The sequence below is a fragment of the Streptomyces sp. NBC_00454 genome, from assembly GCF_041434015.1.
In the GTDB taxonomy this organism is placed as follows: domain Bacteria; phylum Actinomycetota; class Actinomycetes; order Streptomycetales; family Streptomycetaceae; genus Streptomyces.
The window spans coordinates 661,429-683,023 of record NZ_CP107907.1 but is presented as its reverse complement, the minus strand read 5'-3'; the positions used below and the strand labels follow the sequence as shown (position 1 = coordinate 683,023).

At 73.8% G+C, this 21,595-nt stretch carries 20 protein-coding genes; 9 read left to right on the top strand and 11 right to left on the bottom strand.

Annotated features, from left to right (window positions below; genetic code table 11):
• Window positions 1–105: 105 nt before the first annotated feature.
• The 6 genes from OHU74_RS03155 to OHU74_RS03130 form a co-directional block, all read right to left on the bottom strand.
• Window positions 106–2,295 (bottom strand): discoidin domain-containing protein, encoded by a 2,190-nt coding sequence (locus tag OHU74_RS03155; protein WP_371614456.1) that lies wholly within the window; start codon window positions 2,293–2,295, stop codon window positions 106–108.
• Between the two features lie 350 nt (window positions 2,296–2,645).
• Window positions 2,646–5,672 carry a poly(A) polymerase gene (locus OHU74_RS03150; protein ID WP_371614455.1) on the bottom strand — a complete coding sequence of 1,009 codons (3,027 nt, stop codon included), beginning with the start codon at window positions 5,670–5,672 and terminating at the stop codon, window positions 2,646–2,648.
• Window positions 5,672–7,588, bottom strand: a complete 1,917-nt coding sequence (locus OHU74_RS03145) for an RNA ligase family protein (protein WP_371614454.1) — start codon at window positions 7,586–7,588, stop codon at window positions 5,672–5,674. The genes OHU74_RS03150 and OHU74_RS03145 overlap by 1 nt, the downstream gene beginning before the upstream one ends.
• Window positions 7,589–7,742: 154 nt before the next feature.
• A complete protein-coding gene (locus OHU74_RS03140) occupies window positions 7,743–8,402 on the bottom strand; it encodes an NAD(P)-dependent oxidoreductase (protein ID WP_371614453.1) in 660 nt (219 codons plus the stop codon).
• Window positions 8,403–8,519: 117 nt separating this feature from the next.
• Entirely contained in the window at window positions 8,520–8,789 is a 270-nt protein-coding gene (locus OHU74_RS03135; RefSeq protein WP_371614452.1) for a hypothetical protein, read from the bottom strand.
• 392 nt (window positions 8,790–9,181) lie between these two features.
• Complete coding sequence (locus OHU74_RS03130; RefSeq protein WP_371614451.1) at window positions 9,182–10,939, bottom strand: VanW family protein; 1,758 nt, start codon at window positions 10,937–10,939, stop codon at window positions 9,182–9,184.
• Window positions 10,940–11,159: 220 nt separating this feature from the next.
• Between OHU74_RS03130 and OHU74_RS03125 the strand changes: the two genes are divergently transcribed.
• The 5 genes from OHU74_RS03125 (at window position 11,160) to OHU74_RS03105 (ending at window position 14,772) form a co-directional block, all read left to right on the top strand.
• Window positions 11,160–12,215 carry an NUDIX domain-containing protein gene (locus tag OHU74_RS03125; protein WP_371614450.1) on the top strand — a complete coding sequence of 352 codons (1,056 nt, stop codon included), beginning with the start codon at window positions 11,160–11,162 and terminating at the stop codon, window positions 12,213–12,215.
• Between the two features lie 155 nt (window positions 12,216–12,370).
• Window positions 12,371–12,694, top strand: coding sequence for a hypothetical protein (locus tag OHU74_RS03120; protein WP_371614449.1), 324 nt, complete (start codon window positions 12,371–12,373; stop codon window positions 12,692–12,694).
• A gap of 104 nt (window positions 12,695–12,798) precedes the next feature.
• Window positions 12,799–13,332 carry an SRPBCC family protein gene (locus OHU74_RS03115; RefSeq protein ID WP_371614448.1) on the top strand — a complete coding sequence of 178 codons (534 nt, stop codon included), beginning with the start codon at window positions 12,799–12,801 and terminating at the stop codon, window positions 13,330–13,332.
• A gap of 103 nt (window positions 13,333–13,435) precedes the next feature.
• Window positions 13,436–14,113: a GNAT family N-acetyltransferase gene (locus tag OHU74_RS03110; protein ID WP_371614447.1), complete on the top strand. Its 678-nt coding sequence runs from the start codon at window positions 13,436–13,438 to the stop codon at window positions 14,111–14,113.
• Window positions 14,114–14,175: 62 nt separating this feature from the next.
• Window positions 14,176–14,772: a hypothetical protein gene (locus OHU74_RS03105; RefSeq protein ID WP_371614446.1), complete on the top strand. Its 597-nt coding sequence runs from the start codon at window positions 14,176–14,178 to the stop codon at window positions 14,770–14,772.
• 114 nt (window positions 14,773–14,886) lie between these two features.
• On the opposite strand, the gene OHU74_RS03100 is transcribed toward OHU74_RS03105, so the two are convergent.
• Both OHU74_RS03100 and OHU74_RS03095 read right to left on the bottom strand, forming a co-directional pair.
• Entirely contained in the window at window positions 14,887–16,389 is a 1,503-nt protein-coding gene (locus OHU74_RS03100) for a DEAD/DEAH box helicase (RefSeq protein WP_371614445.1), read from the bottom strand.
• A 79-nt stretch (window positions 16,390–16,468) separates the two neighbouring features.
• Window positions 16,469–16,963, bottom strand: coding sequence for a MarR family winged helix-turn-helix transcriptional regulator (locus tag OHU74_RS03095; protein ID WP_371614444.1), 495 nt, complete (start codon window positions 16,961–16,963; stop codon window positions 16,469–16,471).
• 107 nt (window positions 16,964–17,070) lie between these two features.
• Between OHU74_RS03095 and OHU74_RS03090 the strand changes: the two genes are divergently transcribed.
• A complete protein-coding gene (locus OHU74_RS03090; RefSeq protein WP_371614443.1) occupies window positions 17,071–17,439 on the top strand; it encodes an HGxxPAAW family protein in 369 nt (122 codons plus the stop codon).
• Here OHU74_RS03090 and OHU74_RS03085 read toward each other — a convergent pair.
• Complete coding sequence (locus OHU74_RS03085; RefSeq protein ID WP_371614442.1) at window positions 17,357–18,394, bottom strand: 2-oxoglutarate and iron-dependent oxygenase domain-containing protein; 1,038 nt, start codon at window positions 18,392–18,394, stop codon at window positions 17,357–17,359. The two genes, OHU74_RS03090 and OHU74_RS03085, sit on opposite strands and share 83 nt — an antisense overlap.
• Window positions 18,395–18,591: 197 nt before the next feature.
• On the opposite strand from OHU74_RS03085, the gene OHU74_RS03080 reads away from it, so the two are divergent.
• Both OHU74_RS03080 and OHU74_RS03075 read left to right on the top strand, forming a co-directional pair.
• Window positions 18,592–18,795 carry a cold-shock protein gene (locus OHU74_RS03080; RefSeq protein WP_330294876.1) on the top strand — a complete coding sequence of 68 codons (204 nt, stop codon included), beginning with the start codon at window positions 18,592–18,594 and terminating at the stop codon, window positions 18,793–18,795.
• 96 nt (window positions 18,796–18,891) lie between these two features.
• Window positions 18,892–19,410, top strand: coding sequence for an AAA family ATPase (locus OHU74_RS03075; RefSeq protein ID WP_371619547.1), 519 nt, complete (start codon window positions 18,892–18,894; stop codon window positions 19,408–19,410).
• A 29-nt stretch (window positions 19,411–19,439) separates the two neighbouring features.
• On the opposite strand, the gene OHU74_RS03070 is transcribed toward OHU74_RS03075, so the two are convergent.
• Both OHU74_RS03070 and OHU74_RS03065 read right to left on the bottom strand, forming a co-directional pair.
• Window positions 19,440–19,979 (bottom strand): TetR family transcriptional regulator, encoded by a 540-nt coding sequence (locus tag OHU74_RS03070; protein WP_371619546.1) that lies wholly within the window; start codon window positions 19,977–19,979, stop codon window positions 19,440–19,442.
• Window positions 19,980–20,020: 41 nt separating this feature from the next.
• A complete protein-coding gene (locus OHU74_RS03065; protein ID WP_371614441.1) occupies window positions 20,021–20,374 on the bottom strand; it encodes a DUF1304 domain-containing protein in 354 nt (117 codons plus the stop codon).
• 112 nt (window positions 20,375–20,486) lie between these two features.
• On the opposite strand from OHU74_RS03065, the gene OHU74_RS03060 reads away from it, so the two are divergent.
• Window positions 20,487–21,503, top strand: coding sequence for a BtrH N-terminal domain-containing protein (locus tag OHU74_RS03060; protein WP_371614440.1), 1,017 nt, complete (start codon window positions 20,487–20,489; stop codon window positions 21,501–21,503).
• Window positions 21,504–21,595: the final 92 nt, after the last annotated feature.

The following is a 21,595-nucleotide window of genomic DNA, read 5'->3' as shown; positions in this document are numbered from 1 at the left end:
GGGTCGGGCGGGGGCCGGGAGAGTTGGGAGAGCGCTCTCTCGGATGGCCCGAATAACGCGGGACGGCCTGGGGCCGCCCCGCGTCATCCGGGGGTCAGGGGTTGATCAGGGGAAGGAGACGACGGTGGAGGGGGTGGTCGACGTACCCGAGGTCGCCGCGCCCGTGTTGTTGACGACGTGCGCGTACTGGCCGTTGCCGCCCAGCGAGACGACGAGGAGGTCGTGGAACTTCACGCCGGGCTTCACCGGGACCTCGAAGCCGTGGTCCTGAACGATCGTCGGGTCGACGTTGTAGTAGCAGTAGCTGCCGAGTCCCCAGCCCTCGTGGGTGTTCACCGAGTCGGCCACCTTGTAGGCAGCGAAGCCCCGGACCGAACCGTTCTGGACGGCGGCCTGGTTGGGGGCGTCGTACGCCTTCTCGTTCTGGAAGAAGATCGTGCGGCCGCGCTCGCCGTTCCACTCGACGTCGTACTTGTTGAAGTGCTCGACGAACAGTCCGGTGGCCAGTACGTCGTCACCGTTGACGCGGAACCCGTAGTCGGAGCGGTTGGTCTCCCAGCCCACCCCGTCTCCGTGGTCGGCGCGCCAGATCCAGGTGTGGTCGACGATCGTGCTGCGGTTGTTGATCACCATGCCGGCCGTGGCCTTGCCCGCTCCGGCGCCGCCGACCCGGATGAACACGTCCTGGACGGTGGTCGGGTTGTTCGCGTGGTCCGCGGTGGCGCCGGCGGGGCCGACCTCCAGCAGGGAGGGGGAGTTGACGGTGCCCGCGTCGATCAGGAAGCCGGCGAGCTTGACGCCGTCCACGTCGGCGACCTTCATCGCGGTCACCCCGTTGTCCGGGACGATGGTGGCGAGACCGAGGCCGAGGACGACCGTGTCGGCGCGGTTGACCTGGATGGTCCGGTCGACGTGGTAGACGCCGGGGGTGAAGAGCAGGTGCAGGCCCTGGGCCAGCGCCTGGTTCATCGTCGCGGCGCTCGTGCCCGGCTTGACCACGTAGAACTGGCTGAGCGGGATCGAGGTGCCCTGCGGGGTGCCGTTGCCCCAGGAAGTGCCGCGCGCGTTCACGCGCTTGGCCGGGACGAACACCTTGTACTCGGCGCCGTCCAGGTAGAGGAACGGCTTCTCCCGGGAGACCGGGGTGGTGTCGAGGGTGGTGTAGCGCGGCTCGGGGAAGCTCTGCGCGGGCGCGCCCTGGGTACCGGAGAACACCTGGTTCCAGACGCCGTTGGACCAGCCGCCGATGGAGCTGTCACGCGTGTACCACTGCTGCTGCGAGTAGTTGCCGACCTGGCCGTCGATCTTCGAGTCGGCGATGTAGCCGCCCGAGGCCCAGCCGTAGCCGGAAGGGGCCAGGTTGAGGCCGCCCTTGACGTGCATGCGGCGGAACGGCGCTGCCTGCGAGACGGCCCAGCGGTCGGTGCCGTTGACCGGGTTGAGCGCGAGGTTCTCGGCCGAACGCCAGAAGTTCTGGGTGGCGTTGCCGTTGAACCAGCCGGCGTCGACGGTCACGTCACCGTTGATGGTGGTGTCGTCCGGGTTCAGGCCGAGACCGGAGATCGAAGTGTAGAAGCCGATCTGGGCGTTGAGGCCGTTGTACGTGCCCGGCTTGAAGAGGAACTGGTAGCGGCCGGAGCCGAACTGCGCCGACTCCTGCTGGGCGAAGACCTGGTCCAGCTTGGCCTGGATGTTCGGCGTGGAGGGATCGAACACGATCACGTTGGGGCCGAGGTCGCCGCCGCCGGGGAGGGTCGGTCCGGTGCCGGTGGTCCCGTAGACCTGGAACTCCCAGAGCGAGTAGCCGTATCCGGTGGTGCGCTGGGTGCCGTACACGCGGACGTAGCGGGCGGTGCCGGTGATGTCGTGGGTCTGGACGCCGCCGGTGCCGTTGGCCGTCGAGTAGGCGGTGGACCAGTTGGCGCCGTCCGTGGACAGCTCGACGCGGTACGCCTTCGCGGCGGCGGTCTCCCAGCGCAGGACGACCTGGCTCACCTGGGCGTCGGCTCCGAGGTCCACCTGTATCCACTGCGGATCGGCGAACTGGCTGGACCAGCGGGTGCCGTTGTCGCCGTCCACGGCGGCGGAGGCGGGGGTGCCGGCGCCCTCGATCGAGGAGGCGGTGGCGGGCTTGCCCTGCGAGAGGAGCGTGGGCGCCGCGGTCGCGGCGGTGCTCGGGAGGAGCACGAGGAGGGCGGCGACCAGTGCGGCCGCGAGGGCGGCCACGGAGATCCTCGAGGGGCCGCGGCGGGGTGGGGCGGTCCGCCGGGGAGGGTGATCGGAGAGGAGGGGCATGCGGGGCTACTCCTGACGTTGGGGATCCGGGGGGATCGAAGCGTGAGTGAACTGCCCCGCCGAAGGCCCGTCAAGGGTTTGAGCGTTCATGAACTGAAGATCAAACGATGTGTCAAATACGCATCAGGCCTGTGAACTTGGAGTTTCTTCAATCCTTGTGAAAAGTGTTGACGAAAAAACTTGTCAGGGCTCTACTGAGGCTCTGACCGCTCCGTCTCGCCGTGCCCGCTACGGCGGGGCGGAGCTTGGTCCGGGAGTCTCCCGTGCGTTCGGGGATTGGCGGCTGACTTGTAGTCAGGGGCGCGTCCGTGTTCGTTACTTGTCGATGCGGTGCGGGTGCCCCAGTGGGTTCAGGGGAGGTCGGGGACGGCGCCGCCGTCCACCCGGGCCGCTTCCGTACCGGGGAGCCTCGCCGACCAGGGGGTCGTGACGGCGGCCAGTGCGGTCGCATCCGGCGGCGCGGAGCCGAGGCCGATCGCGTACCGGGCCAGGGTCGGGGTCCGCTCGAAGGGGCGGGGCCAGGCATGGGCTTCCCCGAAGCCCGCTCCGGACAGGGCGTCGAGCAGGGCCAGGACCCGGCCGCGCATACGGCCGAGGTTCTCCTCGAAGTCGCCGGGCCGGTCCCCCACCACCGTGACCACGACCCAGGCGGCATGGCGGCGGTGCAGGGGAGGCGGGGTGGCGGCGAAGCCGTCGGCGGCGCCGCCCTCGAGAGCCTCCCAGGCGGTGTACAGCTCCCGCCCGAGCAGGTCCCGCGTCCCGGGCCCGACCTGGGTGGTGCAGCTGCGGACGGGCGCGGAGGGGGTGAGAACGGTGACGCCGCCATCGGAGCCACCAACAATGGGACCGCCAACAGGGTCGTCGCCGGGACCGTCTCCGGGGCCGTACCCGGGCAGAGCCACCGGCGTGCGCCAGTCCCATGCGGCCCAGGTGGCGAAGAACTCCCGGAGCAGGGGGCCCGGGGCGAGGCCGGGGGCCATGCGTACGGTGTGCGCGGCCAGGACCGTCCAGGCCAGGCCGGGGAGCCCGCCGAAGGGGGCCGAGTCCAGGCCGCGCGAGCGGGCCCAGGCCTTCACCTCGCGCGCCAGCCGGGCGAACGCGGCGTGCTCCGGGCCCACGAAGGCCCGTACCGCGTCCGCGTCGCTCACCGCGCTCAGGGCCACCGCCGCTGCCAGGCCGAGCTCCGCACGCCTGGCCACCGCTTCCTCGGGGGGCATCGAGCCGGTGGCCACGAGGACGAGGTCCACGTCCAGCGCGGTCACGACCGATGCTGCCGTGTCCGGCCCCGCGGATCCCGCCCCCGCGGATCCCGGCTCGGGCGCGTCCGTCGAGGCCGGCTCCCGCCCCGTCACGCGCAGCCGCAGCCCCGGTACCCGGGCGCCCTTCACCTCCCGGAGGCGGTCCGCCTCCGGGAGGGCCGCGGCCAGTCGTGTCCGGACCTCCGCGATGTCGGCGGTGCCCGGCAGACATGCCACCAGGTCCAGGTCCGCGTCCGGCAGGGCACAGCCCATCCGCCGCGAGCCGACCACGTGTACGGCCGCCTCCGGCAGCGCCGCCGCGATCCGTGCCGTGATCCGTGCCGCGAATCCGGTCGGCGCCGGGTCTGCGTCGAGGCCCTCAGGGTCGGCGCGGAGACCCCCCGGGTCGACGGTCGGCCGGATCGGATCCGTCTTGTGCCGGGCCCCGCCGGTCGCCGGCTCCGCCGTCCAGCGGACCTCGCCCGTCCCGAGCTGCACCGTCGCGCGGACCTCCATCGGCCCGTCCCCGCGCCGCGACAGCACGGCCAGGGTGTCCGCGCGAGCCGAACGGCCGCCGCCGAGGCGGGCCGTGAACTCGGCCTCGGCGCGCCCCGGATCCTGGCTGCGGCCCAGGGTCAGGTGCGGGGTGTAGCCCTCGCTCCGGCCCCGGCACCCCGGGAACCGTTCCTCCAGGGCTTGCCGCAGCTCCTGCCACGGGGCGTCTCCGGCCGCCGCCGGATCCAGCCACAGGGTCGGGCCGAAGCCGTACACCCCCTCCAGGCGGGCCGTGAACCCGGCCGCCCGCGCCGCGACTTCCGACAGCAGCGGCAGCGCCGCCTCGAAGGAGGACTCCGGTACGAACCCGAACAGCAGGTTCACGTGCGCGGGCCAGCGTCCCGCCTGCGGATCGTGATCCCGCCGCACCGCCTCCACCACCGCGTCGTGCGGGGGCAGCCAGGCCACCGCCGTCCGTGCGGTCGGCCGTACGTCCAGCAGTTCGCCGCCCGCTCCGTCCGCCGGCCCGAACTCCATCGTGGCCTCGACCCCGTAGTGGTCGGAGACGAAGAGCCCGTCCGGAGCGGGGGAGTTGCCGCGCAGTGCGGCCTGCGTCACCCGGACTCCGGTCGAGCGCAGCAGGATCCGGTCCAGCCGTGAGGCGCGCCCCGTCAACGAGCCGACGGCGGCCAGGGGGTTGGCCACCGGGTCGAAGGTGGGTGTCTGGTCCGCCGCCCCGTGCACTTCGTTCCACGCGTCCCGGAGCCCCAGTGCGGCCGCCGGGCCCTCGGTCCCCGAGCGGCCGTCGTTGAAATCGCCGAGCAGCGCGATCGTGCCCGCTTCGACTCCCGCCAACCCCTCCGATATCCGGGTCAGTTCGACTGCCCGCCGGGCGGCACCGTTCTCGGTGTGATCGCTCGTCAGATGGGTGGCCGCCACCACCAGCGGCCCACCGGCCGTGTCCACGGTGACGGCGACGACCGCCTTGTGCGGTCCGAGCGCGTGCGCGCCCGCCTCCCGTACCGGCAGCCGACTGAGCACCAGGAGCCCGCTCTCGGCCACGTCCCGACCGCGGGGATCGGCGGCGACCGTGTACCCGGCCCGTACCCACGGCTCGGCGAGGAGCATGGCGAGCAGCTCCCGCTCCACCTCCTGGAGCGCGATCACATCGGCGTCGGCCGCCGCCAGGTCGGCCAGCAGCAGCGGCCTGCGCCGGGCGGTGGAGATGCGCGGGGCGTCGTACCGGTCCCAGAGCGTGTTCCAGGTCAGCAGTCGCACCCGGGCGGGCCCCGCCCCGCGCGGCCCGCCCTCGGGCGCCGGCAGCCAGGCGCCTTCGCCCGCCGGGTCCCACGCGTAGGGCGTCCGCGCCGTGAAGAACGGCGCCCGCAGCAGCCTCGGATCGCGGACCTGCCCGGCCGGGGTGCTGCCGATGAGGTCGATCCCCGTCGCCCGGTCCCACACCAGCTCGCCGTCGGCCTCGACGAACAGCACCCGGTGCCACGGGACGTCACCGCCGGGCACGAACGAGGGCAGCGGGACCCGCTTCGGCGGCGCGCCGCGCTGGAGCAGCCCGAGGGTGAACCGCGCCGGGTCGAAACGGGGGTCCCAGCGGACCTGGTGGTAGAGCTCTTCGCTGGTACGCATCAGCCGACCTCGCCCGTCGCAGTCGCAGTCGCAGTTGCCGTCGCCGCGGCCGGGGACGCCGCCGCGGTGGTGATCGTGCCCGCCGTGTCCTCGACGGTTCCGCCCGCCCCGATGTACCAGGTCCGGTGCGCCTCACCGGGGTACGGAGGCGCGAACCGGTGCAGCTGCGAGGTCAGCACCTGCGCCGGTACGGGGTGTGCGCGCCGGGAGTTGCGGCGCAGCAGCTCCGCCTCCTCGACGAGGAAGACCGCGTGCGTGACCAGCGCGTTCCGCCGCCGCGCGACCGCGCCGGCCAGCCCGCGCTGCTGGCGGGTGAGCGAGGTGGCGTCCCAGACGACGGTTCCGCCGGACCGCACGGCTGCGGCCAGCGCCGAGTCGAGCCGGTCCAGGCCCTCGCGGAGCACGTCCGCGTTGTCCCGCTGTGCCGAACGGGAACCCCGGGCCGTGCGCAGATCGTCAAGACTGATGTACTCCTCCACCCCCGACAGGGTGCGGGCGTACGTGCTCTTCCCGCTGCCCGAAGGGCCGGACAGCTGCACCAGCCGGGGGAAGGACGTGCCGTCCCGCCACCGCCAGGTCGCCGCGACCGCCTCCTCCGGGCCTGTCAGCTTGCCCTGCCCGTAGGCCTCGCGGGCCTCGGCCCAGCAGCGGTCCGCCGCGTCGGCGTCGCCGATGCCGGCAGCGGCCAGGGCCGTACGCAGCCCGGCCCGCAGCGGCTCCAGCGGCGCGGGCCCGAGCAGCCCCGCCTCCTCGGCGCACAGGGCGGACCAGTCGACGGCTTCTACGGCCTCGGCGGCTTCGACTGCCCCGACGTCCTCCCCGGCCCCGCCGCTGCCCGGCCCGGCCGGAACCGCCCTCGCCAGCGCGTGCAGCACCCCCAGGTCGACGGCCTCCGCCATCCCCACCAGCCCGGCATGCCGTTCGGCGTCCGGGTAGGGGAACGGTCTGCGCAGCGCCGGATACAGGCCCACCAGGTCCGCGACCCGCCGCGCCGTGGCCATCCCGAGCGGCCCCGCCGCCAGCCGCGCCGCGAGCCGGGCCCGCGGTACGCCGTGCAGCGCGGCCGCCAGTATCCCGGCCAGCCGCTCCTCCCCGGACCGCCGCACGCCCAAGCCGTCGATCCGCCCGGCCACTTCGGCGACGAGCTCCCCAGTCACCTGAAGAACGTCCCCGTCCCCGGCCGCCGCGGGATCGGCGCCGCCCCCCGCGCCGCCGCCCGCCATCCCCACCGCGCGCAGCAGCCCGGCCACATCCGGTTCCGCGCCCGACCGTACGTCCCACAGCGCGGCCGCCGGGCCGAGCCCGTTCGGCACCACCTGCGCGTACATCCAGTGCGTGTCCGTCTGCACATGGCCGCCGCGCACCCACTTGGCCACGCGGCGCCCGAAGTCGGCCTGCTCGAAGCCCGCCACCGTCCGGACGACGTACCCCTCCTGGCGCGCGGTGTCGAGCCGCAGCTTGCGCAGCGCGCGCTCGTCGAAGACGCCGCGCCAGAGCACCCGCGGTGCGGGCACGCCGAGGCCGCGGAGGAAGGCCACGGTCCGGTCCCAGTCCAGGCAGTGGTCGCCGTCCCACACCGAGAACGCGTAGAACCACGCGTCGAGTTCCTCGTACGCCAGCGAATGCCGCGCGTACATGTTCTCCCCGCACACCCGCCAACCGGCCGGGATGCCACCGCCGATACGGCTCTGCAGTCCCTTCACCCAGGCCCGCGACGGATGGTGGCCCGAGTCCAGCGAGCGCGCGTGCAGGCCGTCGGCGTAGAGGGTGGTGTTCTCCCCGTCGAGCTTCTCGGTGACCACGACCTCCCGCCCGGCCAGCCCTGCCAGGCCGTCCGCCCCGGCGGCCCGCAGGTCGTCCGAGGTCACGCCCGGTGACCAGGGCAGATGCGTGGTCCGGGGGTAGTGGGTGCGCATGATCCGCTCCTGCTCGACGACGGTGGTGCCCGGTCACTCTAGGTAGCCGGGCCCGGCCGGGCCAGCGAATAACGGTCGTGCGGCTAGGTAGTCGACGCTCAGTAGCCGATGAGCAGTACCCGAGGCTCAGTACCCGAGGCTCAGTACCCGAGGCTCAGTACCCGATGGTGAACCGCTTGCCCGCGTGCGCGTCGCGCTCGATCTCGTCGACCAGCGCGACGGCGTAGTCCTCCGTGGAGATCAGGCTGTGGCCCTCGTCGTTCACGACGAGATCGTCGTCGCCCAGGCGGTACGTACCCGTCCGCTCGCCGGGCTCGATCCGCGCGGCCGGGCTGAGGTTGGTCCAGCGGACCTCGTCCACCGGCACGGTGCGCAGGAAGTCGAGCGCGTCCCCGTGGGCGTGCATGACGGCGAGGATGGGCTCCGGGATTCCGGCCTGGTCCCACACCAGCGGCCCGCCGGGGGTGCGCAGCGAGCCGGCGCCGCCCACGGTGATCACCCGCGGCCGGGATCCGTCGGCGCCGAGCGCCTGCACACCGCCGATCAGCGATTTGACGGCGCTGACGAGGGTGCCGGGATCTCCGGGGCCCGGTCCGAACGCGCTCACCACCACGTCCTGCCCGGCCGCCGCCTGGGTCACGGACGCGGGGTCGAGGACATTGCCGCGTACGACGACGGCGGTGCCCGCGTCCGCCCCCGAGAGGCGTGCGGGATCGCGTACGACGGCCGTGACCTGGTGCCCGCGTCCGAGTGCTTCGTGCAGCACCCGGGATCCGATGGTGCCGGTCGCGCCGAAGAGTGCGATCTTCGCCATGGCGACTCCTGGGGGGTGGAGGCTGTCGGGACCCCGGCCGGGGCCCGCCGGGCCCATCCAAGCGAATCCCGCGGCCCGAGCCCGGCAGCGCCACGCGGTCGGAGCCGGTCCGGCCGGTCAGTGGCACAGCGCCACGATGGCCGGGTCCACCGTCCCCCGGGCCGCCGCGCACAGCGGTGCCATGTCGTAGCTGCGGTTCGGTGCGGGCCTGGGCTTACGGGGCTTCGCGGCCGGAGCCGCACCGGGCGCGGCGGCGGGCCGGCCGGGCTTGGCCCGCCGGGGCCGCTCCGGCCGGTCCGGACCGGTCTGGCGCCGCCGCGCCGCCCCGGACTCCGCCCCGCCCCGCTGCCCGCCCCGCTCGGAGGCGCCCGGCACGGACACCGGCACCCCGGCCTCCGGAGCAACGGACGACTCCGGCGCGGCAGGGGAAGCGGGAGCCGGCTCGGTCCCGGGCAGTCGGCCCAACGGCCTTGCCTCCACGGTCGGTTGCGCCGGCAGGGCCGTCCGCACACCCGTCGGCACCCATCGCGTCCCGGGCCCCGTACCCGGCGCGTCCGGCCGTACGGTCACACACCCGGCCGTCAGGGCCAGCGCGACAACGATCAGGGGCACCCACGGTCCCCGGCACGACTCCATGCGCCCACCCTGCCGCACGAACCCCCGGCCTCCCGCACGCGCTCACCCGCACGGGTGGCGTGAGGAACACCGGAGCGGACGGGACGGGACCGGACCAGACCGGACCGGGGCAGGCCGGAGCGGTGCGCCCCGCGCAGCGCCCCTCAGCCGCAGGTCACGCTGTCGCGCGGGGTGTAAGTGGTTTTCATCGTCTGCCGCTTGACCTCTTGCCCGCCCTTGACGAACACCCGGTCCACGGCGACGTCGAAGCCCTCCAGCGGGGACTGCGGCTCGCACTTCGGGCCGGTGTCCGTGCGCGTGGCGGGCGGCTTGACGTTCGTACGGGGACCCTTGGTCGCGCGTATCTCGTCGTACTGCTTGGTCCCCAGGAAGCTGATGGTGATCGAGGTGTCGGTCGCCTCCGCCTGGATGTAGAGGGCCTTGCCCGAGTCGTTGGCGAAGCGCAGGTCCAGGCTGCCCCAGGCGACGGTGGCCTCGCGGCCCTCCGGGTAGCGCTCGATGTAGAAGGAGTGGGCCCCGTACTCGACGGGCTTGACGCCCGAGAAGAACATCGCGTTGAAGACGGTGGTGGCGACCGCCGAGACCCCGCCGCCCGAGGCCTTCTCGTACTGGCCGTTGTTGATGATGAGGCCGTCGACGAAGCCGTTCTCCGCGGTCCGCTCGCCGACCCGGCGGTTGAAGCTCCACGTCTCGTCGGGCATCACGAGCGAGCCGTCGATCAGCTCGGCGGCCCGGCCGATGTTCGTCGTCCGGTACGGGGCCTTCTCGAACTCGACCGTGAAGGTGGACATCTGCTCCTTGATGCCCAGCTGTTCGACCGTGTCCTTGGACAGCTTCGGCCGCACGGCCTCCGTGGGGACCTCGCCCGTACGCTCCGCGGCGCCCGTCCGGGTCAGCAGTGGCAGTACGGCGGCGCCGAGGCCCTGTTCGCTGATCCGGCGCCCGGGGGTGCCCTCCTCGGCGACGGCCACCCGCCCGGCGGAGTCCGTGCGCAGTTTGGCCTCGACGGGGCCCGGCGTCGCCCGGCGGAGCGGCCCGGCGAGCTCGGGGTCGGCGAGCAGCGCCTTGGCGTCGAGGGCGGGGGCGAGGCGGCCCTGGCCGTCGTCCTCGAGGGAGAGGTGCTCGGCGAGGACGGCCGGGCCGACGGGTATGCGCTTGCCGTCCACGGTGAGGGTGACCGGCGCGGACACCGCGGGCTCGGCGAACTCCTTCAGCGCCCGCTCCGTCTCCTGCTGCCCGATCCGGGGCTCCGTGCGCCGGACGGGCAGATCGACGGGCTCCTCGGCCCCGGCGGAGGTCCGGGTCCGGGGATAGGCGGAGCGCAGCACTTCGAGGGAGCCGTCGACGTCGAGAGCGGTGCCGGTGATGGGGGCCACCGCCTTGGCCCTGCCCTTCTCGAAGGAGACCGCGCCCTCCCGGGCCTGCTGCCCGGCCTTCGCCCCGATCCCGTCCAGCGCGGCGCGGGCCGTCTTCTCGTCGAGCCGGACCACCGGCTCGACGTCGGGATCGCCGGAGGAGAACAGCCGCCCGATCACGCTGACGGGGCCGGAACCGGAGCGCGCCGCCCGGTCGGCGGTGGCGCCGGTGTCCAGGGACAGGCCGAGCGTGCCCGGGTGCGCCTGCTCGGAGCGCTCCCCGATCCGCAGCCCCAGCGGGGCCGCGGCGGACGGGTCGAGCTCCCGGTCCAGGGTCTGCCGGGCCTCGGTGCGGCTCATCCCGCCTATGTCGACTCCGCGCACCTTCGTACCGGCGGCGACCTCCTCGCCCGCCAGCAGCAGACCGGCGGCGTACAGCCCGCCGAAGCCGAGGACCGCAGCGCCGCCGGCCACGCCCGCGACGCCCGGCACGGTCCACCGCTTACGGGTGGCCGCCCGGGTGCCCGTACGGGGTGCGCGTCGCATGTCGGGGTCTCTCCTCGCTCCGGTGACGTGGTCGGACCGGCGATTTTTCAGGCCGCCAGTCCGCTCCCGAAACCTAGCAAGATCCATGTAACCAGGTAATAAGGAGGTATAGGGCTGGTAAAGGGGAGGGGGTGGCCTGCGTAACCCGGGGCCCGTCCGCACTGTTGCACAGGCGGCGGGTCCACCCACGGTGAACGCCCCTACGTTGAATGGGAGTCCGATGCCGCAGCTGACCGACGAGGCCACGAAGAACCACGAGGCCACGAAGAACGACGCGGTCGACATCCCGGCCCCGAGCACCTGGATGACGCCGGAGGAGTACGGGGCCTCGAGGGCCACGGTCTGGGCCGGCGCCGTGGTCCTCGTCACCGACCCGGAGGGGCGCGTACTCCTCCAGAGCGTCGACTACCGCTCCGACCGGCTGCTTCCCGGCGGCGCGGTGGACGCGGCCGAGGCGCCGTCCGCGGCGGCCGCCCGCGAGGTGCGCGAGGAGCTCGGAGTCGAAGGCCGCTACCCGCGCGGCCTCGCCGTCGACTGGATCCCCGCCGACGCGCCCGGGTTCCCGCCCGCGATGCGCTTCCCGGGGGAGATCCTGCACGTCTTCGACGGAGGCACCTGGAGCCGGGAGCTGATCGAGTCCGTCCGGCTCCCCGCGCAGGAGATCACCGGCATCCACTTCGCCGAGCCGGCCGATCTGCCCGGCCTGATGGACGCGGGCGACGCCCGCCGCGCCCTGTCCGCCCTGCGGGCGCGGATCAACGGCGGCGGCACCGCCCTGCTGGAGGACGGGCGCCCCACCGCACCCACCGCCCTGGACCGGCTCGGCGTCCTGCGCACCCGCCGCCCGCGGCAGCACGGCACCTGGCACCCCGGACCGGCCTCCGTCCCCGCGCACCTGCCGCTGCGCGACCCGGCCGGCTGGCTCTTCGCCCCCGACGGCCGGGTCCTGCTGCTCATCGCCCGCGCCACCGGCACGGCGCACCTCCCGTCCCCGAAGGCGGGCACGACCGCGGGCGCGTTCCCGCTGGGCCACCGGTACGCCGACCAGTGCGCGCACCCCCGTACGGCCGCCCGGCTCACGGCCGTGCCGCCGGGCCCCGACCCGGCGTACGCGCGCCTCCTGGCCACCCCCGAACAGGTCCGCGAACTCAGCGACTGGGGCCCGGCGGGCCAGGAGGAGCTCGCCGCCGTCCACGCCGCCCGCACCCACCTCTCCCTCCCCTCCCCGCCCCGCACCCCGCCGACGGAACTCCCGCAGGAGGGCTGCCGCTGGTGAGGCCAGTGGCCCACGCGGCACGTACTCCACTCGGCATCGCCCGGCTCACGGCTGAGCATGCGGCCGACGCGGTCTGAGTACGCGCACTCATCCGCTCCCGCCCGCCCGGCTCCCAGACTGGTCGTCTCACCGCAGATCAGCACCAGGAGCCCGTCATGCGCACAGCGTCCCCCAAGAGCCCCGAACCCCTCGGCCTGGCGCTCAAGGTGGCCGCGGTGGTGCTGTGGTCGCTCACCGCGCTGTCGGTGGCGCTCGTCGTCCTGCTCCTGGCCGTGGTCTGCCTGCTCGGCGCAGAGTCCGGCAAGGACGTGACCGGGGCGTGGCAGCGGCCGCTGACCGTGACGAGCGGCGCGGCAGGCGTGCTCGCGCTGCTGTACTTCGCCCCCGGAATCCGGCGCATGCCGCGCGATGCCCGCCTCGCCCTCCTGGGCGCCCTCGCACTGCCCGGCTTCCTCGCCCTGGTGGTCGGCGTCATGTGACGACACGCCCCGGCGGTTCGCCGCCCGGCGCGGGCGGCGCATCTCCCCGAGCGCGGCACCGCTCAATCCCCGGTCCGCGGCCCGTGGTCCCTCAGCATGGGGGGATGAGCGAGACTGCGATCACCTACACCGTGTACGTCCAGGCCGACCCCGCCCGGGTGTGGCAGGCCCTGACCGAGCCCGCTTTCACCCGCCGCTACTGGGGGCTCGACTTCGAGACCGACTGGCGGGTGGGGTCGACCATGGACTGGGTGGAGCGCGGGGCGCGGACAAGCGATCCGGAGCAGGTGGTCCTGGAGTGCGTACCGAACCGGCGGCTCGCGTACACCTGGCACACCTTCACTCCGCAGTGGGCGGCCTCCGCCGGCATCGGCGAGGAACTCCGGGCCGAACTGGCGCGCGAGCGGCGCACGAAGGTGACGTACGAGATCGAGCCGGTCGGGGACACCCTCGCGCGGCTGACCATCCTCCATGAGGACTTCGAACCGGGCGGCACCCTCATCGGCATGTGCGGCCGCGCCTGGCCGATGCTCGCGTCCAGCCTCAAGACCCTCCTGGAAACCGGCGCCCCGCTGCCGGAACAGGGCCATGCGAACACCCAGGGCGCGGGCGGCTACGAGTCCCACGAGACGAGCTAGTGCCGTGGGCGGGAACCGACCGCGCGGCACCCTCCCATGAGCGCCGGTTACTCGCCTGTGATCATGGTGGGAAACCGCCGACCTGGAGCGCTGATCCGCCGACATGTCACTCGCACTCGCCGAGATCCTGGACGAGGCCGCCGCCGGCCGCTTCCCCGCGCCCGACGGAACCACCACCGTCGTGCCCCAGCCGAACCCCCGCGACGCCGGAGTGCTCGCCTTCACCGCGCACTCCGTGGTCTTCACCGACGAGGACCCCGACTGGGTGCGCTCCACCCTGGCCGCCATCGACTGCGACGCCCTCGCGGCCACCATGAACCCGCGTTTCCTCGTCGCGCTCCTGGACCGCACCGGCCGGACCCATGACACCACCGACCTGCTCACGGTCGCCGAGGCGCTCCCCGGCCAACCCGCCCTGGAACTCCGGGAGATCGAAGACCCGGATCACCCCCGGGTCCGCCGGGCCCGGGCCCGCCGCGACGGCGTACGGGTCTGGGCGACGCCCACCGGCGGGGGAGTGGTGATACTCGGCCGCGGAGTGGCGGGCCGCTGGGAGACGGCCGTCGAGGTGGACGAGGCCGCCCGGCACCGGGGACTGGGCCGCGAACTGGCCCGCGCCGCCCGCCACCTGGTCCCGGACGGGTCGCCGCTCTGGTCCCAGCAGTCCACCGGCAACACGCGCAGCATCCGCGCGTTCCAGGCCGCCGGATACCGCCCGGTCGGCGCGGAGGCCCTGATGCTCGCTCCGGCCCCGCAGGACCGCGCGGTGGCTCCGGCCTGAGGGAACGGCCCCGATGCCACCCTGACCACCGGTCGTTCACCGGGGTCGTGTGGAATGGCGGCATGGGGAGAAGCGAGTACCAGACGCGCCAGGGGGGTGGCCCGGCGAACCGGGCCGAAGGGACGACCGCGGCCCTCGCGCCGCCCGAGCAGCCGCCCGGGGTGCCCGAGGCGTCCGGGGTGCCCGCGCAGCGGCTCGCCGAGCCGTCCGGGCAGCCGGCCGAGCACTGGCGCTACGCCCGGCACCTGGAGTCCCTGGCCGCCGCCTCCGGTGAGCCCGCGGAAGCCGAGGCCGTGGCCGCCGTCCTGCGCGATCCGGACCCGGTGATGGCCGAGAGCGCCGTGGTCACGCACCTGGACCGGCGGGCGGCCCGGCTCCTGGCCGACGAGGCCTTCCCCGACTGGGCGCGGGCCGTGGGCGAGGCCCTCGCCGGCCGTACCTTCGCGGCCCGCCGGCTGCGGGAGTGGACCCTGCTCAAGGACATCACCCGGGGCGAGCCCTGGTCCCGGGCGGAGCTCCTCGCCGCCTCCGACTGGTGCCAGCGCACGGCGGCCCAGTCGCTGCACGCGGACGAGGCCCTGCGGCTGCTCGCCGCCGAGGCCCGTACCCGCCGGGTCCGCAACGCGGCGGCCCAGCGGCTGCTGCGACGGGCCGCGTGAGCGGCTCGGGCCTGCCGTAGGGGCCTGCCGCAGGGAAAGCGTTTGCGCGGGTGCCGGCCCCCGCAGGGGGAGCCGGCACCCGCGCTCACCTCGTCACCGCACCGCGGTCTCCCGCTACTTCGTGCCCCGTCGTACCCGGGCCGCCGCGCGGGCCTCCGCGGCCTGCCGGGCCTCGATGGTCTTACGGGACTCCTTGCCCTTGCCGGGCCGCCCGGGCCGGGTCCCGATCCCGCGGAAGCCGAGTTCCGTGCCCGAGGGCCGGCCCTTGGCGTCGGTGGCCGCGGCGCCGGCCAGCGGCACGCCGGACGGGGCCTTCGCGCCGGTGATCCGGCTCAGCGCCGCCTCGCCGGAGCGGACCTGGGTGATGGTCGGGCGGATCTTGGCGTCGGCCATCAGCCGGACGATGTCGCGCCGCTGGTTCGGGGTGACCAGGGTGACGACCTTGCCGGACTCCCCGGCGCGGGCCGTGCGGCCGCCGCGGTGCAGGTAGTCCTTGCTGTCGGCCGGCGGGTCCACGTTGACCACGAGGTCGAGGTCCTCGATGTGGATGCCGCGCGCGGCGACGTTGGTCGCGACCAGGACGTTCAGCAGGCCGTCCTTGAACTGGCCCAGGGTCCGGGTGCGCTGCGGCTGCGACTTCCCGCTGTGCAGCCCCTCGGCCCGTACGCCCATGGCGCGCAGGTGCTTCACGAACTGGTCGACCCCGTGCTTGGTGTCCAGGAACATCAGCACCCGGCCCTCGCGCGCCGCGATCTCCGTCGCGGCCGAGACCTTGTCGGCGGCGTGGATGTGCAGCACGTGGTGGTCCATCGTGGACACCGAGGCCGACTGCGGGTCCACGGAGTGGCCGACCGGGTCCTTCAGGTACCGCTGGACCAGCTGGTCCACGTTGCGGTCCAGGGTGGCGGAGAACAGCATGCGCTGGCCCGCGAAGTGCACCTGGTCGAGGATCTCGGTGACCTGCGGCATGAAGCCCATGTCGCACATCTGGTCGGCCTCGTCGAGGACGACGATCTTCACGCGCTCCAGGTGGACGTCGCGCCGCCCGATCAAGTCGCTGAGCCGCCCGGGGGTGGCCACCACGATCTCGGCGCCGGTGCGCAGCGCGCCCGTCTGCTTGCCGATCGACAGGCCGCCGACGACCGTGGCGATGCGCAGCTTCAGGGCCTGCGCGTACGGGGACAGCGCCTCGGTGACCTGCTGCGCCAGTTCGCGCGTCGGTACGAGGACCAGGGCGAGCGGCCGCTTCGGATCCGCCTGCTGTCCCGCCGTACGGGCCAGCAGGGCCAGACCGAAGGCGAGCGTCTTGCCCGAGCCGGTCCGGCCGCGGCCGAGGATGTCCCGGCCCGCGAGGGAGTTGGGGAGGGTCGCCGCCTGGATGGGGAACGGCTCCGCCACCCCCTGGTCGGCCATCGTCGTCACCAGCTCAGGGGGCAGGCCGAGCTCCGAGAAGGACTCCACCGGCGGCAGCGCCGGCGTGGTCGTCCGGGGCATTGAGTACTCGCCCTGGGGGCCGAGGGTCCGCGGGGTCTTCCCGCCGCCCTTCGCACCGCCCTTCGGGCCTGCCTTCGCTCCGGGCTTGATGCCGAAGCGCCCATGAGGTGACGGGTTCTTCATGCAGAACCTTCCGTGAGACGCACAAGATGATCGGGAGCGCGACGCGAACGTCGCCAAAAGGCAAATTTTACCATCGGGCCTACGGGGCCACGGGCCCGAGCTCCGCGGCCCGCACCCGGTCGAGATGGGCGGTGACCTCGGCCGTCGCCCTCCCGAACCAGTCCGCGATGACGGCGATCTCGTCCGGGGAGTACTCGGCGAACACCGCGCCGAGCCGTGCGTAGAAGGGCTCGTAGACGGCGAAGACCCTGGCGGCGGCCGCCGGGTCGGCGACCACCCGCACCCGGCGCCGGTCGGTGGGGTCGGGCTGCCGGTTCGCGTATCCGGCCCGCTCCAGGCGGTTGAGGACCCCCGTCACGGCGCCGGTGGTGAGGTTCGTGAGCTCGGCGAGGTCGCCCGCGCCGAGGGGGCTGTCCCCGGCGCCCAGGATGTGGCCCAGGCAGGTCAGGTCCGTGACGTTCAGCCCCAGCAGCTGCGCGACTTCCTGCTGGCCGAGGATGCCGAGGGCGACGTACCGGTCCATGCGCGACAGCGCCTCCTGGACCGTGGCCGCGGGGCGGGGCTTGCCCTGCACGCGGTTACTCCTTAGCATCTAAGTTACTTAGCTCGTGAGATAAATGGCTTTCTCCGTGAGAGAACGCCGTTTCGAGCCTACTGAACCCACCGAACCAGGGGAGAACGATGAGCGCCCACGGCCACGTAGACCTCGGCCACACCGTGGCCGGCTGGACCGGTACGGCAATCGCCCTCGTGGGCTCGGCGGCGGCGGGCGCGGCCCTGTGCGCGTCCTGGACCCCCGGCATCTGGATCGGCCTCCTGGTCGTGGTCGTGGCGGGGATCGTCACCTGGCTGCTCCACCTCGCCGGCTGGGGCAAGCCGAGCGGCCCCCGTCCCGAGGACCAGTGGGACTGGCGGGTCCGCGACACCGCCGCGCACGGCGGTCACGCCGACTGCCTGGGCTGCCGGGTCAGTGGGCCGCGGCGAGCGAGCGCAGCAGCCCTTCGGCCTCGATCCGCCGCGTCGTTGCCCGCTGCGGATAGCAGCGCATGAACATCCGGGTGAAGTGCTCCCCGTAGTGGATCACCGTGCCCTCCGCGGCCCGGCCCTGGTCGAGCGGGCGGATCCGGGCGCCGAAGCGCGGCTCGTGGAAATAGGCGAGGGCGTGGCGCTCCCGGTCGGCCAGCCGCACCTTGTGGGGGGTGGACAGCAGGGCGCCGCCGGTCATGAACTGGAGGATGTCCCCGGGGAAGACCGTCAGTACTCCGGGCACCGGCCGCACGAAGGTCCAGCCCGGCCGGTTCTCGGCGAACCCCGCCGAGCTCTCGCCCGGCAGCCAGTTGCGCGGGCGGGGCTCGCCCGGAACCGGGGGCCGCACCCAGAGCCCGCCCACCTCGTCCTGTGCGGCGATCACGAGGAGCCCGTAGTCGGTGTGGGCGCCGATCCCGCGCTCGGCGGTCCGTGCGGCGGCCGGGAAGCGCAGCACCCGCATGTGGTGCCAGCCGCCGCGGGTCAGCCCCGCGAGCCGGTCGATGCCGGCCGGTCCCAGGCCCAGCCCCAGGGCCACCAGCCGCAGTAATCGTTCGCCGAGCCCGCCGACACCCGCCAGGTACGCCTCCATGGCCGCCCGGTACTCCTGACCGGGCCAGGGGACCGGGCCGTGACAGGGCAGCCCGGCGGCCGCGCCGGGATCGCCCGGATCGATGTCCGGGGTGATGGTGAAGATCTCCGAGGCGTCCGGCCGCCCCGCCGTCACCTCCTCGCCCGAGGCGATGTACCCGCTGTACGAGGTGTCGTTGACGTACGCCGCCTTCTCGGCCGGAGGCCGGGCGAAGAACCGCCCGCTGGCCGCCAGCGCGGCCCGCGTACGGGCCTCCTGCGCGCAGTCGGCGGCCACCTGGAAGATCCCGTCGCGCTGCCAGGCGCGGACCATAGCCCCGCCCAGCACGGCGTCCGCCGCCGTCCCGGCTATCCGCCGCGGCACCCGGAAGGTCGCGAGCTCGCCCATGTCGGTCCCCTTTCGAAGGGCCCTCCAAGGCCCGTGTGAAGGCCTGCTCCCTCGTTTCACGGACGGGACGGAGAAAAGTTCGAATAGCGGGAAGCACCCCGGTTGGCCGCGCTTGGCGTGTGCTCGGGCCGATCAATGGGCAGGATCGGGACCGGCCGCGTGTGCGGCCGGTGGAACGTTGTGAAGGATCAGTACAGATGGCAACAGGCATCGTGAAGTGGTTCAACTCGGAGAAGGGGTTCGGCTTCATCCAGCAGGACGACGGCGGTCCCGACGTGTTCGTGCACTTCTCCGCCATCCAGACCACCGGCTTCAAGGAGCTGGCGGAGGGGCAGAAGGTCGAGTACGACGTCACGCAGGGACCCAAGGGTCCCCAGGCGGAGCAGGTGGTGGGCCTCTAAGGCCGCTTCACGAGCCCGGCAGGTGAGCTGAGCCCCGTCCGCTCCTCGGGCGGGGCTCACGCGCGTGCGGCGCGGACCGGTAGCGTGGACCGGATGATGACGGGCACGCCGGACACCCGGCTGATCGTGCTGCGCGGCAACTCCGCCGCCGGCAAGTCCTCGGTCGCGGAGCAGATCCGCGACCGCCACGGCAGCGGCATCGCGCTCGTGGGCCAGGACACCCTGCGACGGGTCGTCCTGCGCGAACGCGACACCCCCGGCGCGGCGAACATCGGGCTGATCGGCAGCGTGGCGCGGTACGCGCTGGACCACGGATTCCACGTCATCGTCGAGGGCATCCTCTACGCGGACCGCTACGGCCCCATGCTCGACGCCCTGCGCCGGGCCCACCGGGGGCGGACCCACTTCTACTACCTCGACGTGCCCTTCGAGGAAACCGTGCGGCGCCACGCGGGCAAGCCCTGTGCCGCCGAGCTCGGAGAGGCCGAGCTGCGCGAGTGGTACCGGCCGCTCGACCTGCTCCCCGGGGACTGGGAGAGCATCGTCGAGGCCGCGGACTCCCTGGAGGACACCGTGGCCCGGGTGATGGAGGAGAGCGGCCTGGCCTCGGGCTGAAGCGCATGCCGTCCCAGGACGGCATGCGTCTAACCGGCCCGGTGCAGGGCCAGCAGCAGCGCCCAGATCCGGTCCGCCAGCTCGGAGGGGTCCGCCAGGTCCGCCGGGAACTGGCCGTGCAGCCAGTCCGCGAGGACGCCGGTGAAGGCGGCCGCCACCGCCGAGGCGACCAGATCGGGCCGGGGTGCCCCCACCGCCGCCCGCTCGGCCCGGCTGCGGGCGCGCAGCTCCCGGTACAGGCGTTCGCCGAGCGGGCCGCCGCCGCCCGGCAGGAGCAGGGTGCGGTGGAGCGGGGCCCGGTCGGCGGCGCCGGCGAGGAACTCGGCCAGCGCGGCGGGCGGGCGGGCCGGAGCGGGGGCCGAGGGCCCGGTCTGCCAGGCGTGCAGGGCGTCGACCGCCGCGTGCACGACGTCGGCGCACGCGTCCACCGCGAGCGCGGTGAGGTCCTCGTAGTGCAGGTAGAACGTGGCGCGGCCGACGCCGGCCCGGCGGACCACCGCCGAGACGCTGACCTCGGAGAGCGGTCGGTCCCCGCATTCCGCGAGGAGGCTCTCCCGCAGCCGCGCCATGGTGCGGGCCGTACGGGGGTCGGTGCCCGGCCGGCCGGAGCTCACGCGGCGAGCAGCGCCGCGCCCAGGGCGAGGGCGCCGGGCAGGGCCTGGGCGATCAGGATCCGGCGGTTGGCGGTCGCGGCCCCGTACACCCCGGCGACGATCACGCAGACGAGGAAGAAGATCTGCGTGGCCAGTGAGTCGATGACGAGCGACCAGACCAGGCCTGCGGCGAGGAACCCGTTGTAGAGGCCCTGGTTGGCGGCGAGCGGTGCGGTCAGGCGGGCGGTGTCGGCATCGAAGCCGTGCAGGGCCCGGCCGGGCGGCCGCTGCCACAGGAACATCTCCAGCACCAGGATGTACGCGTGCAGTGCGGCGACGAGGCCGATGAGGATCGTTGCGACCGTGTGCACGGCCACCTCCCTGGGGGCGGGGTGAGCGAAGACCGGTCCGTCCGACTTCCTGGACAACTGTACAGGAAGTCGGGTCGCGGTCCGAGCCCCGCGACGCGGATACCCTGGCCGCATGACTGCGCTCGTATATGAAGACTTCGGCACCGGACGACACCGCGAGGCCTCGCTGATCCGGCACGCGCTCGGCAGCGTGCACGACGAGGCGCTGGTCGCGGGCCTGGCGGGCGGGATCGGCTTCATGTACTTCGTGTTCGAGTACGCCGGCCGCCCGCCGATGCCGACGATCGTCGCCCAGGCCCACCCCGACCCCTGGGTCCAGGTGGCCCTCGGCCGCCTGAACATCCCCTACGAGGCCACGCGCAGCGCCAAGCCCCGCTGGAACCGGGTCGAGGCCGCGCTCGACGCCGGCGCTCCGGTGTTCTGCACCGTCAACAGGTCCGCCCTGCCCTGGCACGGCCCCGCCGCCGTGGCCGAGCTGGCCGCCGCGGATCCGTACGTGGTGGTCGTCGTCGGCTACGAGGGCGACACCTACTACGTCGAGGACGGGGCGGCGACCCCCTACGCGATCGACCGCGAGGAGTTCGGTGCCGCTTGGTCCGGACACAAGAAGGGCCGCCACCAGATGGTGGTGACCACCGGCAAGCCCGCCGGGGAACCGGACCTGGACGCCGCGATCGCCCACACCGTCGGCCGCCTCACCGGCCCGGTGCTCGGCAACCACTTCGACGTCAACTTCGGCTTCTCCGGCATGGAGAAGTTCGCCGCGCAGCTGCGCGACACCACCACGAAGTCGGGCTGGGAGCGCCGGTTCGCCAACCCCGAGGCCTTCGCGCTGGGCACCGGACGGCTGCACGCCTGCCTGGAGGAGGAGTGGACCGCCCAGGGCGCCACCCGGCCGCTGTACGCGGACTTCCTCGACCTCGCCGGACACCCGGAGGCGGCCGGCCTCTTCCGGAGCTCCGGCGGGCAGTGGTCGCAGCTCGCGGAGCTGGCCCGTACGGCCGACCCGGAGTCGGACGCCGCCGCGCGGCGGGAGCTCTTCGACGCCTGCGCGGAGCTGGTGGACGGCGCCCTGGCGTTGGAACGGGAAGCGGCCGGACTGCTGCCGGAGGCCACGCCAGCCGCGTAGGTCACGTCAGGCGCGCAGGCCGTGCCAGGGGTGCAGGTCGCGGAGGCGGGTGATCGTGCGGGGCCGCGCCAAAAGTTGAGCTGCTCAATTTT